The 15,710-nt window shown below is 69.4% G+C and carries 17 protein-coding genes; 12 read left to right on the forward strand and 5 right to left on the reverse strand.

Annotated elements, in window-relative coordinates; translation table 11 throughout:
- Positions 1 to 57: 57 nt before the first annotated feature.
- From RSO68_RS09440 to lpxL, 11 genes are all read left to right on the forward strand, one after another.
- Positions 58 to 408 (forward strand): septum formation initiator family protein, encoded by a 351-nt coding sequence (locus tag RSO68_RS09440; protein WP_315586419.1) that lies wholly within the window; start codon positions 58 to 60, stop codon positions 406 to 408.
- Positions 405 to 1,157, forward strand: a complete 753-nt coding sequence (gene ispD / locus RSO68_RS09445; RefSeq protein ID WP_315586420.1) for a 2-C-methyl-D-erythritol 4-phosphate cytidylyltransferase — start codon at positions 405 to 407, stop codon at positions 1,155 to 1,157. The genes RSO68_RS09440 and ispD overlap by 4 nt, the downstream gene beginning before the upstream one ends.
- The gene (gene ispF / locus RSO68_RS09450) at positions 1,157 to 1,651 is read left to right on the forward strand and encodes a 2-C-methyl-D-erythritol 2,4-cyclodiphosphate synthase (protein ID WP_315586552.1); all 495 of its coding nucleotides are present in this window, start codon (positions 1,157 to 1,159) and stop codon (positions 1,649 to 1,651) included. The genes ispD and ispF overlap by 1 nt, the downstream gene beginning before the upstream one ends.
- Positions 1,644 to 2,759 (forward strand): tRNA pseudouridine(13) synthase TruD, encoded by a 1,116-nt coding sequence (gene truD, locus RSO68_RS09455; protein ID WP_315586421.1) that lies wholly within the window; start codon positions 1,644 to 1,646, stop codon positions 2,757 to 2,759. Before ispF ends, truD begins: the two co-directional genes overlap by 8 nt.
- The gene (surE, locus tag RSO68_RS09460; protein ID WP_089848334.1) at positions 2,759 to 3,505 is read left to right on the forward strand and encodes a 5'/3'-nucleotidase SurE; all 747 of its coding nucleotides are present in this window, start codon (positions 2,759 to 2,761) and stop codon (positions 3,503 to 3,505) included. The genes truD and surE overlap by 1 nt, the downstream gene beginning before the upstream one ends.
- A complete protein-coding gene (locus RSO68_RS09465) occupies positions 3,492 to 4,160 on the forward strand; it encodes a protein-L-isoaspartate(D-aspartate) O-methyltransferase (RefSeq protein ID WP_089848336.1) in 669 nt (222 codons plus the stop codon). The genes surE and RSO68_RS09465 overlap by 14 nt, the downstream gene beginning before the upstream one ends.
- 31 nt (positions 4,161 to 4,191) lie before the next feature.
- The gene (locus tag RSO68_RS09470; protein WP_315586422.1) at positions 4,192 to 5,217 is read left to right on the forward strand and encodes a DUF368 domain-containing protein; all 1,026 of its coding nucleotides are present in this window, start codon (positions 4,192 to 4,194) and stop codon (positions 5,215 to 5,217) included.
- Positions 5,210 to 6,379 carry a peptidoglycan DD-metalloendopeptidase family protein gene (locus RSO68_RS09475; RefSeq protein WP_315586423.1) on the forward strand — a complete coding sequence of 390 codons (1,170 nt, stop codon included), beginning with the start codon at positions 5,210 to 5,212 and terminating at the stop codon, positions 6,377 to 6,379. Before RSO68_RS09470 ends, RSO68_RS09475 begins: the two co-directional genes overlap by 8 nt.
- A gap of 131 nt (positions 6,380 to 6,510) precedes the next feature.
- A complete protein-coding gene (rpoS, locus tag RSO68_RS09480; protein ID WP_089848341.1) occupies positions 6,511 to 7,512 on the forward strand; it encodes an RNA polymerase sigma factor RpoS in 1,002 nt (333 codons plus the stop codon).
- Between the two features lie 214 nt (positions 7,513 to 7,726).
- Positions 7,727 to 8,830: an alanine racemase gene (alr, locus tag RSO68_RS09485; protein ID WP_315586424.1), complete on the forward strand. Its 1,104-nt coding sequence runs from the start codon at positions 7,727 to 7,729 to the stop codon at positions 8,828 to 8,830.
- Between the two features lie 22 nt (positions 8,831 to 8,852).
- A complete protein-coding gene (lpxL, locus tag RSO68_RS09490) occupies positions 8,853 to 9,770 on the forward strand; it encodes an LpxL/LpxP family Kdo(2)-lipid IV(A) lauroyl/palmitoleoyl acyltransferase (RefSeq protein WP_089848345.1) in 918 nt (305 codons plus the stop codon).
- A gap of 95 nt (positions 9,771 to 9,865) precedes the next feature.
- Here the strand turns inward: lpxL and RSO68_RS09495 are convergent, their stop codons facing one another.
- From RSO68_RS09495 to RSO68_RS09515, 5 genes are all read right to left on the reverse strand, one after another.
- Positions 9,866 to 11,203: a DUF2254 domain-containing protein gene (locus RSO68_RS09495; protein ID WP_089848347.1), complete on the reverse strand. Its 1,338-nt coding sequence runs from the start codon at positions 11,201 to 11,203 to the stop codon at positions 9,866 to 9,868.
- A gap of 132 nt (positions 11,204 to 11,335) precedes the next feature.
- On the reverse strand, positions 11,336 to 12,997 hold the full coding sequence (gene ettA / locus RSO68_RS09500) for an energy-dependent translational throttle protein EttA (RefSeq protein WP_089848349.1): 1,662 nt from the start codon (positions 12,995 to 12,997) through the stop codon (positions 11,336 to 11,338).
- 90 nt (positions 12,998 to 13,087) lie between these two features.
- Positions 13,088 to 13,291, reverse strand: coding sequence for a PA3496 family putative envelope integrity protein (locus tag RSO68_RS09505; RefSeq protein WP_089848351.1), 204 nt, complete (start codon positions 13,289 to 13,291; stop codon positions 13,088 to 13,090).
- A gap of 218 nt (positions 13,292 to 13,509) precedes the next feature.
- On the reverse strand, positions 13,510 to 13,944 hold the full coding sequence (locus tag RSO68_RS09510) for a PAS domain-containing protein (RefSeq protein ID WP_089848353.1): 435 nt from the start codon (positions 13,942 to 13,944) through the stop codon (positions 13,510 to 13,512).
- A 117-nt stretch (positions 13,945 to 14,061) separates the two neighbouring features.
- Positions 14,062 to 15,375, reverse strand: a complete 1,314-nt coding sequence (locus tag RSO68_RS09515; protein ID WP_315586425.1) for an MFS transporter — start codon at positions 15,373 to 15,375, stop codon at positions 14,062 to 14,064.
- Positions 15,376 to 15,431: 56 nt separating this feature from the next.
- Here RSO68_RS09515 and RSO68_RS09520 point away from each other — a divergent pair, with 56 nt between their 5' ends.
- The gene (locus RSO68_RS09520) at positions 15,432 to 15,701 is read left to right on the forward strand and encodes a SelT/SelW/SelH family protein (RefSeq protein WP_089848357.1); all 270 of its coding nucleotides are present in this window, start codon (positions 15,432 to 15,434) and stop codon (positions 15,699 to 15,701) included.
- Positions 15,702 to 15,710: the final 9 nt, after the last annotated feature.

A 15,710-nucleotide genomic window follows, 5' to 3' on the forward strand; every position in this document is an offset into this window, starting at 1 on the left:
CTGCGTCACAAGATGGCATAATGCTGCTTTCAAACGCCTCGTGACGGAATCCCCTGCATGTTGAAGTGGCTGGCCATCGTGTTCACCCTGCTCATCGCCCTGCTGCAGTTCCGTCTGTGGCTGGGGGAGGGCGGTATCCTCGAGCTTCGCGAGGTGCGAGCGCGCGTCGACGTCCTGGAGGCCGAGAACAAGCCGCTGCGCGATCGCAATGCTCGGCTCGCCGCCGAGGTCGTCGACCTCAAGACCGGGCTGGACGCCATCGAGGAGCGGGCGCGCAGCGATATCGGCATGGTGCGCACCGACGAACAGTTCTTCTGGGTGCCCGGCGTCGCGGTGGACGCCAGCGGCCTTCAGATCAACGCCGGGCTGGTCGGCCTGCCGGCCCCGGGCGGGGAGGCGCGCCCATGAGCGCTCGGCTGTGGCTGGTGGTGCCCGCGGCGGGGCAGGGACGCCGGATGGGCGCCGACCGCCCCAAGCAGTATCTGCCGCTGGGCGGCCGCCCGGTGCTGGCCCGCACCCTGGAGAGGCTCTTTGCTGCGCTGCCCACGTCTCGGCTCTGCCTCTGCCTGGACCCGGAAGACTCGTATTTCGACTCCTCCTGGGTGCCCTTCGCCGACTGGCGGCGAGCCCCCGGCGGCGGCGAGCGGGTCGACTCGGTCATCGCCGCCCTGGCGGCCATCGCCCCGGACGCCGCGGACGACGATCTGGTGCTGGTTCACGACGTGGCCCGGCCCTGCGTCACCGTCGACGACCTGGTACGGCTTGTGGCCGCCCTGGCCGAAGACCCCGTGGGCGGGCTGCTGGCCGCGCCGGTCGCCGATACCATGAAGCGCGACGACGGCACCGGGCGGGTGGGCGCCACTGAGTCCCGCGAGGGGCTCTGGCACGCCCTCACGCCCCAGGGCTTCCGCTTCGGCCTGCTGCGTCGCGCCCTTCATGAGGCCCTCTCGCGGGGCGTGCGCGTGACGGACGAGGCCTCGGCGGTGGAGGCCGTCGGGCAGTCGCCGCGGCTGGTGGCCGGGCGTCGCGACAATCTCAAGATCACTCATCCCGAGGACCTGGCCCTGGCCGAGCTGGTGCTGTTCGCCCAGCAGCAGGCCGTCCAGGCCGGCTCATCGACACCCGAGGCGTCCCCGACGGGGGCGAACAGCACATGATGCGAATCGGCCATGGCTTCGACGTCCACCGCTTCGGCGAGGGCGATCACCTGATGATCGGCGGCGTCGCCATCCCCTTCGACCACGGCTTCGTGGCGCATTCCGACGGCGACGTGCTGCTGCACGCGATCTGCGACGCCCTGCTGGGCGCCTGCGGCCTCGGCGACATCGGCCGTCACTTCCCCGATACCGACCCGGCCTGGGCCGGGGCCGACAGTCGCGCGCTGCTGCGCCATGTCGCCGGGCTGATCGCCGAGGCCGGCTACCGGGTCGGCAACCTGGACGCCACGGTTCTCGCCCAGGCGCCGAAGCTCGCGCCCCACGTCGCCAGCATGGCCGAGCGCATCGCCGAGGACCTGGGCATCACGGCCGCCGCGATCAACGTCAAGGCCACCACCACCGAGCGGCTCGGCTTCACCGGCCGCGGCGAGGGCATCGCTGCCGAGGCGGTGGTGCTGCTGATGCGTCGCGTTGGGGAGGCGGTCGATGAGTGAGCCCGCGCCGGCACGCTCCGAGGATGCCATCGACTGGCCGCCGGACTGGCCGCGGGTGCTGGACGACGCCTTCGGCCCGCCGCCGGCCGGTGACTATCGCGCCGCGCCCGAGGACTTCCGGGTCGAGGAGCTCCTCGACTTCGCCCCAGAGGGCGAGGGCGAGCACCTGTGGCTGTTCATCGAGAAGCGCGACCTGACTACCGCCATGGTGGCGCGCGAGCTGGCGCGGCTCTGCGAGGTCTCCCCCCGAGTGGTCGGCTATGCCGGCATGAAGGATCGGGTGGCCGTGACCCGCCAGTGGCTCTCGGTGCAGCTGCCGGGCCGCGACGCTCCTGAGGAACTGACCGAGCGGCTCTCCGAGCGCGGCATCCGGGTGCTCGAGCAGGCCCGCCATCCCCGCAAGCTCAAGCGCGGTGTGCACCGCGCCAACCGCTTCGCGCTGCGCCTCACCGGCGCGGCGGTCAGCGATCCCGGCTTCGCCTCACGCTGGCAGCACCTGTGCCGCGAGGGGGTGGCCAACTACTTCGGGCCCCAGCGCTTTGGCCCCCACGGGCGCAACCTGCAGCGCGCCCGCGCCGTGCTGGCGCGGGGCTGGCGCAAGCGCGACGACCGCGACGGCATGCTGCTCTCGGCGGCGCGCAGCTTCCTGTTCAACGAGCTGCTCGCCGCGCGCATCCGCGACGGTAGCTGGGCGACGCCGCTGCCCGGCGAGGTGGTGATGCTCGACGGCAGCGCCAGCCAGTTCGGCGTCGCGCCGGATGATTCCCTGGCGCTCGCCGAGCTATGTGAGCGCGCCGTGCGCCTCGACCTGCATCCCGCCGGCGCGCTGTGGGGCTCGGGAGACTCCCGCGCCGCTGGCGAGGCGGGCGCGTACGAGGCCGCCGTGGTCGCGCGCTATCCGGGCCTCTGCGACGGGCTCGAGAAGGCCGGCGTGCGCCTGGCCCGTCGGGCCCTGCGGCTGCGCCTGGGCGAGCCGTCGCTCACCCGCGACGACGACGCCCTGTGGCTCTCGTTCAGCCTGCCCCGCGGCGCCTTCGCCACGGCCGTGCTGCGCGAGCTGATCGCCCACCCTACCCTCGACCCCGTGTCCCCCGACAGGAGTTCCTGATGCGCCGACTGCTGCTTTCCAACGACGATGGCGTTCACGCCCCTGGGCTGCGTGCCCTCTACGACGCCCTGCTGGCTCACGCCAAGCTGCGCGTGGTGGCGCCGGATCGCGACAAGAGCGGGGCGAGCAACTCGCTTACCCTGAGTCGGCCGCTGTCGCTGTCGTCGCTCGACAACGGCTTCTACAGCGTCGATGGCACCCCGGCGGACTGCGTCTATCTGGGCGTCAACGGCGTCTGGGACGAGCGTCCCGACCTCGTGATCTCGGGGATCAACCACGGTGGCAACCTGGGTGACGACGTGCTCTACTCCGGCACCGTGGCGGCCGCCATGGAGGGGCGCAACCTGGGCACGGCGGCCATCGCCATGTCGCTGGTCGGCAGGCACCATTTCGAGACCGCCGGGCGGGTGGCGGCGAGCCTGGTGGGCGCGGCGGATCGGCTCTCGCTGCCGCCGCGCAGCCTGCTCAACGTCAACGTGCCGGACCTGCCCTGGGACGAGCTGCGTGGCTTTCGGGTCACCCGCATGGGCTATCGCGGCCCGGCGGCGCGCCCCCTGGAGGTGCGCGATCCGCGCGGGCGTCTGCGCTACTGGATCGCCGCCGCGGGCGACAACGCCGATGACGGCCCGGACACCGACTTCGCCGCCGTCGAGGCGGGCTATGTTTCCATCACGCCGCTGCAGACCGATCTGACCCGGCATGCAGCGCGCGACGACGTGCAGGACTGGCTGGATGCCCTCATCTGAACTGCTGCGCGGTGTCGGCATGACATCGCAGCGCACCCGGGACCGCATGGTGCGCCGCCTGGCCGATCAGGGTGTAAGCGATCGCCGGGTGCTGGAGGTCATGGCCCGCGAGCCGCGCCATCTGTTCCTCGACGAGGCCCTGTCGCATCGCGCCTACGAGGACACCTCGCTGCCCATCGGCCACGGCCAGACGCTCTCCCAGCCCTGGATGGTGGCGCGGATGACGGAGCTGGTGATTCAGGAGGCGCCGTGCCGGGTGCTGGAGGTAGGCACCGGCTCCGGCTACCAGACCCTGGTGCTGTCGCGGCTGGTCGAGGAACTCTGGTCGGTGGAACGGATCAATGCCCTGCACCGGCGCGCCGCCGAGCGGCTGCGCGGGCTCGAGGCGTATAATGCCCGGCTGCGCCTGGCCGATGGCGGACACGGCTGGTCTGAGGAGGCGCCCTTCGACGTCATCCTGCTGACTGCCTGCGCCAGCGAGCTGCCCGAGCCGCTGCTCGCCCAGCTCGGCGAGGAGGGGGTGTTGATCACGCCGCTGGCTCAGCCGGACGGCCAGCAGTGGCTGACTCGCGTGCGTCGGCGCGGCGACGGCTTCGCCAGCGAACGGCTGGAGCCGGTGCGCTTCGTGCCCCTGCTGGAAGGCGTCATCCGGTGAACAGGGCGTCATTCGTTGAAAGGAGTCGGCTGTGAAGCGTCATCTCGGTATCTTTTTCAGGGGCGCCGGCATGGGGGCCGCCGATGCCGTCCCCGGCGTCTCCGGCGGCACCATCGCCTTCGTCACCGGCATCTACGAAGAGCTGATCCATACCATCAAGCAGTTCGGGCCCGGCGCCTTCGTGGCGTGGCGACAGGGGGGGCTCGCGCGCCTGGCGGTGCACCTCAACTTGGCCTTCATGCTGCCGCTGCTGGCCGGCATCTTCCTGAGCCTGTTCAGCGTGGCGCACTTGGTCGTCTGGCTGATCGACGACTACCCTCTGCTGCTCAACGGCTTCTTCTTCGGCCTGGTGGCCGCCTCCGCCCTGGTGGTCAGTCGCCATCCAGACGACTGGCGCTGGTGGCACCTGCTGCCGCTGGCCGTCGGCCTGCTGCTGGCCCACGGCCTGCCGTCGCTGATGCCGCTGGTCGCCGGGCTTGGCCACCCCGACCTGGTGCTGGTGGTGGGCGGCGCCATCGCCATCAGCGCGTTGCTGCTGCCCGGTGTGTCGGGCAGCTTCCTGCTGCTGACCATGGGGCTCTACGGCACGGTGATGGAGGGCATCCGCGGCTTCGACCTTGGGCTGATGGCGATGTTCGGCGTGGGCTGCCTGATCGGCCTATTCGGCTTCTCGCGGTTGCTCTCCTGGCTGTTGCGCCACCACCATACCGCGACCCTGCAGCTGCTGGTCGGCTTCATCATCGGCTCGTTGCCAGTGCTCTGGCCGTGGCGCGAGCTGGTACGCTACCAGCTGGGCGCCGAGGGCCAGATGATTCCCCTCGACTATCGCTATTTGACCCCGGCCGACTTCGCCGATCTGACCGGCGATCCCGCCCGACTGCTGGCGGTGGTCGCGCTGATGCTGGCCGGTGCCGCCCTGGTGCTGCTGCTCGGCTGGGCCAACCGCTCCACTGGCGCCGAGGCCGCGCGCCCGGCGGATCGCCGCCCGACAGACCGCCGCGCGGCGGCCGCCGGACCCCGACAAGGTGCTGACAAGGAGGAAGGCTCCGATGCATAAGATATTTCTGATTTCCGGGCTGACGCTGGCGCTGGCCGGCTGTGCGGCCCAGCAGGGCGAGAACGGGCCGGTCCAGGTCCGTGACCTCTCGGCCGCCCGGGCCGACTCGCGCCCCGCGCAGTACACCGTCGAGGCGGGGGACACGCTCTACGGCATCGCCTGGCGCCACGACATGGACTATCGAGACCTGGCGCGCCTCAACCGCATCGGCCCGCCCTACCGCATCGAGCCCGGCCAGACCCTGGCGCTCGGCGGCGACCGGGCGGGCGCCGCGGCGTCCGGCCAGGCCGCTGAGGCGGGCGCCGCCGCCGGCGGTGGCGTGGTGGCCACCGGCCTCGGCGGCGAGTCCTCGGGCAGCGGCGAGGACCTCGACTGGCTGATGCCCGACGAGAGCGCCATCGAGCGCAATCGCCGCCTCTCGGCCGAGCCCTCCCTGGCGGACGACGACACCACCGACGGGCCGGCCAATGCGCGCGGTGATGACGCCTCGGGCGCCGATCAGGGGCCGGGGCCGGTCTACAGCTACGACAGCCCCGGCGCGGATGGCGAGCTAAGCGAGCGCGACCTGGCCGAACGGCGCGAGCGAGATGCCGCGTCCCAGGATGAGGTCGCCGAGGACGATGCCTCCGAGACAGCGGCCGCCGAGAGTTCTCAGCCGGTCGCCGAGCAGCCCGCTCAGGCGTCGTCCAAGGACGGCGGCGAAGCCACGGCGGCTGCCGATGAGGGAGCCTCGGTCGCCGGCGAGCCCGCCTCCCAGGCGAGCACCGAGCGTCGCTACACTCCGGTCGAAGAAGTCCCCTGGCAGTGGCCCGCGCCCGGCGAGGTGGTCGGTCGTTTCGGAGAGGGAAGCAGCATCACCGCTGGCATTGATATCGCCGGTCAAAAGGGGCAGTCTGTCAAGGCAGCCGGGCCGGGGATCGTGGTCTACGCGGGCAGCGGCGTCAGGGGCTATGGCAACCTGATCCTGCTCAAGCACAACGACCAGTACCTCAGCGCCTACGCCCACAATCAATCCCTCAACGTCGAGGAGAACGATGTGGTCGAGGCCGGCGACGTCATCGCCACCATGGGTGACAGCGATGCCGAGGATGTCAGGCTGCACTTCGAGGTGCGCAAGGACGGCCAGCCTCAGGATCCTCTGGAGTATCTGCCGACGCGCTGACCCCGATGGTTGGCGGCGGCCAACCCGCAGCAAAAGCTCCGGGGCACTCAACAATAATAATCTCGTGCGTCGATCGTCCGGCCATGGACTCACGACGCCCGGACGCAACCATGGGGTAAGAATCGATGAGCATGCTTGAACGGGACCTTCAGGATGTGAATCTGGCGTCCGCCGAAGAGGCGGACGACGATACCGTCGAGGCGGAGCGCGAACGTGAGGAGGTCGACGAGGAAGAGGCGCTGAGTGGTGACGAGGACGCCTTCGAGAAGGCCTTGAACCGTGAGGATCGCCATCCTCGTCACAGCCTGGATGCCACTCAGATTTATCTCAACGAGATCGGCTTCTCGCCGCTGCTGACGCCCGAGGAGGAGGTCTTCTTCGGGCGGCTGGCCCGCAAGGGTGATCCGCTGGGCCGCTCGCGGATGATCGAGTCCAACCTGCGACTGGTGGTGAAGATTGCCCGTCGCTATCTCAATCGCGGCCTCACCCTGCTCGACCTCATCGAGGAGGGTAACCTCGGCCTGATTCGCGCCGTCGAGAAGTTTGACCCCGAGCGCGGCTTTCGCTTCTCGACCTACGCGACCTGGTGGATACGTCAGACCATCGAGCGGGCGCTGATGAACCAGACCCGTACGATCCGGTTGCCGATCCACGTGGTCAAGGAGCTCAACATCTACCTGCGGGCGGCCCGCGAGCTGACCCAGAAGCTCGATCACGAGGCCACCGCCGAGGAGGTCGCCGAGCATCTCGACAAGCCGGTGGAGACCGTCAAGAAGATGATGGGCCTCAATGAGCGCGTCTCCTCCGTCGACTACCCGATGGGCAGCGAGAGCGACAAGCCGCTGATCGAGACCCTGGCCGACGACAACGATCAGGGGCCCGAGTCGACCCTGGTCGACGGCGACGTTCGCCAGCACGTCGATGAATGGTTGGCCGAGCTCACCGAGAAGCAGATGGAGGTGGTGGTACGCCGCTTCGGCCTGCGCGGCCACGAGGCCGCGACCCTCGAGCAGGTCGGCGAGGAGATCGGCCTGACCCGCGAGCGGGTGCGCCAGATTCAGGTAGAGGCCTTGAAGAAGCTGCGTCGCATGCTCGACAAGCAGGGCCTCTCGCTGGATGCGATTTTCGAGTGATCCCCCGGGCGGCCCGCGCAACGCGGGGCGCCTCTCGCCTTCGGGTATCCTGCATGCCTGGCCTCGATCCGAGGATAGTTGATTCATCTGGCCATGAGTTTATTGGCCAGATGAACGCCTGGTTCATTGCCTGGATGCAGCGTCTTTTGCCATGAACTCCCGGGGCGGTTGAGGGATAATTATCATTTCCTCTCGACGCGACAGGATTCCGATCATGGCCCGGCCGCTGATTGCCGATATCGACCTCGACGCCCTGCGTCATAACTACCGCCTCGCCCGCGATCGCGCTCCCCACAGCCGCGCCTTGGCCGTGATCAAGGCCGATGCCTACGGTCATGGCGCGCTCCGCTGTGCCCGGGCCCTAGAGGACCTGGCGCCGGCCTTCGCCGTGGCCTGCCTCGAGGAGGCCGAGACGCTGCGCGAGGGCGGCATCACCGCGCCCATCGTGCTGCTCGAGGGCATCTTCGAGGCCGCCGAGCTCGAGCGGGTCGAGGCGCTCGAGCTGTGGATGGCGGTGCACAGCGACTGGCAGCTCGAGGCGCTGCTCGCCTACCGGCCCGCCCGCCCCATTCCCGTGTGGGTCAAGGTGGACTCGGGCATGCACCGCCTGGGCTTTCCGCCGGAGCGGGCCGAGGCGGTCTGGGCGCGGCTCGCCGCGGCTCCAGGGCACGCCTGCGACCTGCACCTGATGAGCCACTTCGCCACCGCCGATGCCCGGGAGAGCGGCTACTTCGAGCAGCAGCTCGGGCTGCTGGAGGCCCTGGCGACGCGGCTCGGCGCCCCCACCTGCCTGGCGAATTCGCCCGCGACCCTGGCCTGGCCCGCCTCCCACGGCGCCTGGAATCGCCCCGGCGTGATGCTTTACGGCAGCGACCCGCTGGAGGCCGCCAACGCGGCGAGCCGGCGACTCGCCCCGGTGATGACCCTGCGCTCCGAGCTCATCGCCGTGCGCGAGATCAAAGCGGGTGAGCCGGTGGGCTACGGCGGACGCTGGCGGGCGCCGCGCCCCTCGCGGATCGGCGTGGTGGCCTGTGGCTATGGCGACGGCTATGACCGCCATGCGGTCGACGGCACCCCGGTGCTGGTAGCAGGGCAGCGCACCGCGATCGCCGGCAAGGTCTCCATGGACATGCTGACGGTGGATCTTACCGATATTCCCGAGGCCGATATCGGCAGCGAGGTGGTGCTCTGGGGACGGGCGGCGAGCGGCGAGGTGCTGTCGGTGGACGAGGTGGCCCGCCACTGCGACACCATCAGCTATACCCTGCTCACCGGGGTGCTGCCGAGGGTGCCCAGGCGCTATCATGGGGCGAACTGATCGCCGCACCACGGGAAGCCGCATGTCCACGGAAGACACCACCAAGACCTCCTTCGCCCATCCGCGCTACTGGCCCGCCTGGCTCGGCATCGGGGCCATGTACGCGGTGGCCTGGCTGCCCTGGCGGCTGAAGCTCTGGGTGGGCAAGGCCATTGGCCTCGCCGCCTGGCGCCTGGCCAGGCGCCGCCGGCACATCACCGAGACCAATATCCGGCTCTGCTTCCCGGAGCGCGATGCCGACCAGCAGGCCGCGCTCGTTCGGGAGAGCTTCATCGCCAACGGCATCGGCCTGGTCGAGACGGCGACCGGCTGGTGCCGGGATCACGAGCACCTGCGCCACCGGGTGGTCTTCCGCGGGCAGGAGCACAGGGCGCGGCTGCAGGCGCAGGGCCGGGGCGCCTTGATCCTGGGGGTGCACTTCTCGACCCTCGACCTGGGGGCCGCCCTGCATGCGCTCTACTTTCGCGCCGACGCCGTGCAGCGCCCCCACGACAACCCGCTCTTCGATCGCTTCATGGCGCGCGCCCGGGCCCCGTATTTCGATACGATCCTCGATCGCTACGACCTGCGCGGCGTGGTGCGTCGGATCAAGGCCGGCCATGCGGTCTGGTACTCGCCGGACCAGGACTTCGGCCGCGATGCCAGCGTCTTCGCGCCCTTCTTTGGCGTCGAGGCGGCCACGGTGCGCATGACCGCGCGCATCGCGCGCATGACCGGAGCGCCGGTGATACCGCTGATCTTCCACCGCAATCCCGATGATCGCACCTACACCCTGGAGTACCTGCCGCCGCTCGAGGACTTCCCCAGTGGCGATGAGGCGGTCGATGCCGCCCGCGTCAACGCGGTGATCGAGTCGGCCATCCGCCGCCACCCGGAGCAGTACCTGTGGCTGCACCGGCGCTTCAAGACCCGCCCGCGTGGGGAGGCGAAGCTTTACTGAGGCAGGGCTTTATCGGGGTATGACGTTATTGAGGCAGGGTTCTACCGGGAAGGCAGTGCCCTGCCGAGGCGACGCGACATGGAAACGGCCGAGGCTCAGCCGCCCTGTCGGCCGGGCAGGTCGGCCGGTAGCCTGAGCCGATGCTGGCCGTCGTCCAGGCGCGCCGCGACGAAGCGGCGATCCAGCGGATGGCGCGCCGCCTGTGAGAGCGTCTCCACCACTCGGTCGGCATGGGCCTGGAGGATCGCCAGATCCTCGGGCTCGGCGAACAGCGACAGGGTCTTCAAGGCCTTGAGCACGCCCAGGCCGATGCTCAGCTCCTGCCTGCCGTGCTGCAGGATGGGCTGGAAGAGTCGATAGAGCAGGCTCTCGAAGTCCTCCACTCGCCAGGTCACCCGGCAGATGCCGTCGCGGTCGAAGAGCGCATCGCAGGGTTGCCACGCCAGGCGCCGGCGCAGCAGATCGGTCAGGCGATGCAGGCACAGCCGGGCGGTCCCGGGATCGTTGATGCCCGGCGATAGCGCCTTGAGGGCGACCTCCATCAGCTGCGTCATGCCGAACACGTGGTGCTCGGTGATCGCCTCGCCTTCCATGTAGACCAGGGTGGCGCGCACCTCGTCGCACCAGGCGGCTGGCGGGGCCGTCGCGGCCTCCAGCGAGAGGATCGGCAGCCCTTCGACCACGTAGTCCCCGAAGCGGAAGTGCAGGTGCACTACGCCGTTGGCGCGCCGTGCCAGCTCGGCCAGCGCGGGGAGATCGGCATTCTGCAGGTAGCCGGCGCGGCGGGCGGCCACGGGATGGTGATCATGGCCCGATGCCGGGGCGACGGCGAGGATGCGCCACTCCTGGCCCTGCTGGCGTCGCTGCAGGGCATGCATGGAGGCCAGCGTGGTGAGGTGCAGGTCGGTGGCCACGGCGTCGATCTGGATCGACTGCGAGGCGTTGTGGATGAAGTAGACGAACAGCCCCAGGCAGTGGATGACCATGGCGCAGGCCAGATAGATCGCCAGCGAGCGCCAGGTCGCCTCGCCCTCGGCGACGTCCGGCACCATCAGCAGCATCAGGATGAAGAGGATGGTGCCCAGGTAATGGCCCAGCACCCACTGATGCGGGCGCTCCGAGATCAGCCCGAACACCAGCTTGTGGGAGAACTGCCCGCCGGCCTGGGAGAGCACCGACATCACCATGGAGAAGCTGAAGACCATCAGCGAGATCATGCCGCCGAGAAGCGCGGCGAGCAGCGCCTGGGTGTTCTCCGGCGCCTCGAGGCCGAGCAGCGTGAGCAGGGTCGGAAGGCGGTCGTCGGAGATCGGCAGCAGCAGGGCGACCAGGCTCGCAAGGGCGTAGGCCCCGGCCAGCAGGGTGGGCAGGTAGGCAATGCTCTGCCGGAAGGCCTTGAGCAGGCGGATGGGCCAGGACAGCAAGCGCTTCATGGGCGACTCCTCGCGGGACGAGTCCCCTTATGGCCCGCCAGGTCGGCTTCGGCAACCCCTCCATCGCTCCCCACAATGCAAACCGCCCCCTGCCGGTGGGCGAGGGGGCGGTGAGTTCGCTTCGCGCGTCGATCAGGCGTCGATGCGCTTGTACTTCATGCGGTGCGGCGTGTCGTTGCCGACGCGCTTCTTGTGGTCCGCCTCGTACTCGGTGTAATTGCCCTCGAAGAACTCCACGTGAGACTCGCCCTCGAAGGCGAGGATGTGCGTGGCGATGCGGTCGAGGAACCAGCGGTCGTGGGAGATCACCAGGGCGCAGCCGGGGAAGGCCAGCAGCGCTTCCTCGAGGGCGCGCAGGGTCTCGATGTCCAGGTCGTTGGAGGGCTCATCGAGCAGCAGCACGTTGGCGCCCTGCTTGAGGGTCTGGGCCAGCTGCAGGCGCCCGCGCTCGCCGCCGGAGAGCTCGTTCAGACGCTTCTGCTGGTCGTTGCCCTTGAAGTTGAAGCGACCCACGTAGGCCCGCGAGGAGACCTCATAGCCGTTGATGTTGAGGATGTCCTGGCCGTCGGAGACTGATTCCCACACCGTCTGCTTGTCGTCCAGCGCATCGCGCAGCTGCTCGACGTAGGCGATGTCGACGGTCTCGCCGATCACCACCTCGCCGCTATCGGGCCGTTCCTGGCCGGTGATCAGCTTGAACAGCGTCGACTTGCCGGCGCCGTTGCCGCCGACGATGCCGACGATGCCCCCCTTGGGGATGCTGAACGACAGGTTCTCGTAGAGCAGCTGGCCGTCGAAGGCCTTGGCCACGTCGTGGAACTCGATGACCTTGTCACCCAGGCGCGGTCCGGGCGGAATGTAGATCTCATTGGTCTCGTTGCGCTTCTGGAAGTCGCCGGACTGCATCTCCTCGAAGCGGTTGAGGCGCGCCTTGCTCTTGGCCTGGCGGCCCTTGGCGTTGCTGCGCACCCACTCCAGCTCATGCTTGATGGCCTTGTTCTTGGAGGCCTCCTGCTTGGCCTCCTGCTCGAGGCGCTTCTCCTTGGCCTCCAGCCAGCCCGAGTAGTTGCCCTCGAAGGGGATGCCCTGGCCGCGGTCGAGCTCGAGGATCCAGCCCGCCACGTTGTCGAGGAAGTAGCGGTCGTGGGTGATGGCCACCACGGTGCCGCTGTAGTCGTGCAGGAAGCGCTCCAGCCAGGCCACCGATTCGGCGTCCAGGTGGTTGGTCGGCTCGTCGAGCAGCAGCATGTCGGGACCGGAGAGCAGCAGGCGGCACAGCGCCACGCGGCGACGCTCGCCCCCGGAGAGGTGACCCACGCGAGCCTCCCAGGCGGGCAGGCGCAGGGCCTCGGCCGCGACCTCGAGCTTGCGGTCGAGGTTGTGGGCGTCGGAGGCCTCGATGATGTTCTCCAGGCGCGCCTGCTCGGCGGCCAGGGCGTCGAAGTCGGCATCCGGCTCGGCATAGGCGGCGTAGACGGCGTCGAGCTGCTCCTGGGCGGCCTTGATCTCGCCCAAGGCCTCTTCCACGGTCTCGCGGACGTTCTTGTCGTCGTCGAGCTGGGGTTCCTGGGGCAGGTAGCCGACGTTGATGCCCGGCATGGGGCGCGCCTCACCCTCGAACTCGGTGTCGACGCCGGCCATGATGCGCAGCAGCGTCGACTTGCCGGCGCCGTTGAGGCCCAGCACGCCGATCTTGGCGCCCGGGAAGAACGACAGCGAGATATCCTTGAGGATCTGCTTCTTGGGGGGCACGACCTTGCCCACCCGGTTCATGGTGTAGACGTATTGCGCCATGTAGAGCCACTTGGTTGGAGGATTTCGGTGGCCACGATGATAGAGCCCGAGGGCGGCAAAGGCCAGTCTCCCCGGGCCGCGGCGACGGGGTTATTCTTCCTCTTCCTCGAGCCGCCAGTCATCCTCTATGGCGCGTCGCAGGCGACGCTCCTCGATCAGCGCCTCCACGCGGCGGCGGGCCTGGAGGGTCTCGGCGCGACTCGCGGGGCGCGCGTCGGCGGGTTCGTCGTTGACCGCGCTCAGGTAGTCCTGGTCGTCGTCGAAGGGGGTATCGAGAAGGGGTTCATGGCTCATGCGATGTCCTCCCATGGCCCGGGCCGAGGGTCAGCGCCGTCGGCACAGCGATCATTCGCTTCGCGTCCCCGAGGTGGAACCTGAAGCGCCAGCGGCAATGCGTGTTGCCTGCTGGCTATATATCGTCACGGCGGGAGGAGGGCAAGCCCCGGGCGGTTTTTTTTCGCCGGCGCCTTGTGGCTCGTGGGTCGTCCCGAGGGAGCGGGCCGCGGGGCGGCTCAGGAGAGGCCGTGTTCGGCCTTGATCCGCTCGAGCTCCAGCTGCGCCTCGACGCGCTCGGTCACGTCCTTCTGCACGCCGATGTAGTAGTTGAGGTTGTCGTCCTCGTCGTGCACCGGCGTGATGGAGAGCTCGTTGTAGAACAGGGTGCCGTCCTTCCTGTAGTTGCGCAGCACCTCTCGGCAGGGGCGTCCCTCCTTGATGGCGCGGCGGATGGCGTCGAGCCCGGGCTGGTCGCGATCCTCGTTCTGCAGGAAGCGGCAATCCTGATAGAGAATCTCATCGGCGCTGTAGCCGGTGAGGCGCTCGAAGCCCTGGTTGACGTAGATCAGGATATTCTCGTCGCCCTCCTGCTCGGCGACCACGATGCCATCCTCAGAGGCATCGACGATGCGTTCCAGCAGTTCCGGGCTGATCAGCGGGGATCGTTTCATGCAGGGGCTTCCTGTCGCGGTGCCCCGGCGCGCATCCAGGCGTCGGCGGGGGCGGGGATATTAGCAGTATCATGGCTAGCCGACGGCCGGATTTCAACGCGCCTCTCGGCGCGATGATCACTCCACCTCGGGCAGGCGCTGCGCGCTGGCGGCGGCGGCCAGGCCCATCAGGGCCAGCACGGCCAGCAGACCGGCGCTGCCGAGCCACTGGGCCAGCAGGCCCACGATGCCACCCACGGCCAGCATCAGCACGCCGGTGAGCGTATTGGAGAGTGCCACATAGAGGGCCCGGTTGTCGGCCCCGGCCATGTCGACGACATAGGTCTTGCGCCCCAGCCGCACGCCAGAGTGGACGATCACCAGCAGCGCATAGACCAGCGCATAGGGCCAAACGGTCTCGCTCCAGGCGCCGGGCAGCCAGGCGAAGGCCGCTCCGAGCAGGCAGCCGACGGCGGTCCCCAGGCCCCCGTCGCGCATCACCCGCCGGCTCGAGGCGTCGGCGCGCTTGCCCCACAGCGGGCTTGCCAGCATGCCGGCCAGCCCCGAGACCACGATCAGGATGCCCAGCCCGCCGAGCTCGGTGCCGCTCTGCTGCTGGCCCAGCAGCGCCACGTAGGGCAGCGCCAGGGCGCTGGCCAGCAGCAGGGCGCGGGCGATATTGAAGTGCAGGAAGTCATGGTCGTCGCGCAGCAGGTGCAGGCCCGTCTTGATGCTGTCCCAGGCGTTCTCGCCGCCCTCCACGGCACCCGGAACCTCCTCGATGCGCGCCGCGCAGAACGCATTGACGGCCCAGCCCAGCGCCGCGACGCCGAGCAGCGCGGCGAGCGCCAGCTCGCCGGGGCGGTCGCCGAGCAGCACCAGCACGCCGCCGGCGGCCAGGGTGACGCCCCCCGCCACGCTGCCGCTCCAGCCCATCAGGGTGCCGCGGCGCTGCTTGGCGATGGTCTTGCCCAGCACGTCCTTGGTGGCGATCGACGAGATCCCCCGGGCCAGCGAGAGTACCACCAGCGCCGCCAGCACCAGCGCCCCGCCGACGCCGCCCTGGCCGAACAGGGCCAGCAGGGCGAGCAGCCCGGCGGCGATCGCCTGGAGCACCCCGCCGAGCACCCAGGCCCACTTGCGTTCGGGCTTGAGGCGAATGAAGCCGGCGATGAACACCTGCGGCAGCAACGCCCCGGCCTCGCGGATCGGCACCAGCAGGCCGACCATCCACAACGGCGCGCCAATCATTCCCAAGAGCCAGGGCAGCACCAGCCTGGCGCTGGCAAGCTCATCGGCCAGCTTGTTGCCCAGCGAAGCGGCGAGGTGCAGGAAGAAGTTGCGCGGCTGCTCCTGGCAGGCCTCGTCGGGGATGTCCCGGCACATCCGGCTGTCATCGTCGCCGGTGAGCCACTCATAGAGGCGGGTCTGGCTGATCTCGGGGCCGGCCATCACAACTCCCTGGCTGTTATCATCGATGCCACCATTGTCGCGACACACGAGGTCCCATGTCACGCATCAGAATTCACTACTGCACTCAGTGCCAGTGGCTGCTGCGCAGCGCCTGGTATGCCCAGGAGCTGCTGTCGACCTTCGGTGAGGAGCTGGCCGGGGTCGAGCTGGTGCCCGCCCACGGGGGCTATTTCGAGATCTTCCTCGACGAGGCCTCCCTCTGGGAGCGCAAGCGCGACGGGGGCTTCCCCGACGTCAAGGCGCTCAAGCAGGCGGTCCGCGATCGCCTCGACCCCGAACGTGATCTCGGGCACATCGACCGATGAGTCCGTCGA

Source organism: Halomonas saccharevitans (genome assembly GCF_032333995.1).
Taxonomy (GTDB): domain Bacteria; phylum Pseudomonadota; class Gammaproteobacteria; order Pseudomonadales; family Halomonadaceae; genus Halomonas; species Halomonas saccharevitans.

Excerpts from the sequence above, each read along its gene's own strand:
- RSO68_RS09515 (WP_315586425.1), bottom strand. The coding sequence starts at position 15,375 with ATGGCCGGCCCCGAGATCAGCCAGACCCGCCTCTATGAGTGGCTCACC.
- lpxL (WP_089848345.1), top strand. The coding sequence starts at position 8,853 with ATGTCCACGGAAGACACCACCAAGACCTCCTTCGCCCATCCGCGCTAC.
- ispD (WP_315586420.1), top strand. The coding sequence starts at position 405 with ATGAGCGCTCGGCTGTGGCTGGTGGTGCCCGCGGCGGGGCAGGGACGC.
- RSO68_RS09510 (WP_089848353.1), bottom strand. The coding sequence starts at position 13,944 with ATGAAACGATCCCCGCTGATCAGCCCGGAACTGCTGGAACGCATCGTC.
- ispF (WP_315586552.1), top strand. The coding sequence starts at position 1,157 with ATGCGAATCGGCCATGGCTTCGACGTCCACCGCTTCGGCGAGGGCGAT.
- RSO68_RS09495 (WP_089848347.1), bottom strand. The coding sequence starts at position 11,203 with ATGAAGCGCTTGCTGTCCTGGCCCATCCGCCTGCTCAAGGCCTTCCGG.
- truD (WP_315586421.1), top strand. The coding sequence starts at position 1,644 with ATGAGTGAGCCCGCGCCGGCACGCTCCGAGGATGCCATCGACTGGCCG.
- RSO68_RS09465 (WP_089848336.1), top strand. The coding sequence starts at position 3,492 with ATGCCCTCATCTGAACTGCTGCGCGGTGTCGGCATGACATCGCAGCGC.
- RSO68_RS09475 (WP_315586423.1), top strand. The coding sequence starts at position 5,210 with ATGCATAAGATATTTCTGATTTCCGGGCTGACGCTGGCGCTGGCCGGC.
- RSO68_RS09505 (WP_089848351.1), bottom strand. The coding sequence starts at position 13,291 with ATGAGCCATGAACCCCTTCTCGATACCCCCTTCGACGACGACCAGGAC.
- RSO68_RS09440 (WP_315586419.1), top strand. The coding sequence starts at position 58 with ATGTTGAAGTGGCTGGCCATCGTGTTCACCCTGCTCATCGCCCTGCTG.
- ettA (WP_089848349.1), bottom strand. The coding sequence starts at position 12,997 with ATGGCGCAATACGTCTACACCATGAACCGGGTGGGCAAGGTCGTGCCC.
- RSO68_RS09520 (WP_089848357.1), top strand. The coding sequence starts at position 15,432 with ATGTCACGCATCAGAATTCACTACTGCACTCAGTGCCAGTGGCTGCTG.
- alr (WP_315586424.1), top strand. The coding sequence starts at position 7,727 with ATGGCCCGGCCGCTGATTGCCGATATCGACCTCGACGCCCTGCGTCAT.
- surE (WP_089848334.1), top strand. The coding sequence starts at position 2,759 with ATGCGCCGACTGCTGCTTTCCAACGACGATGGCGTTCACGCCCCTGGG.
- rpoS (WP_089848341.1), top strand. The coding sequence starts at position 6,511 with ATGCTTGAACGGGACCTTCAGGATGTGAATCTGGCGTCCGCCGAAGAG.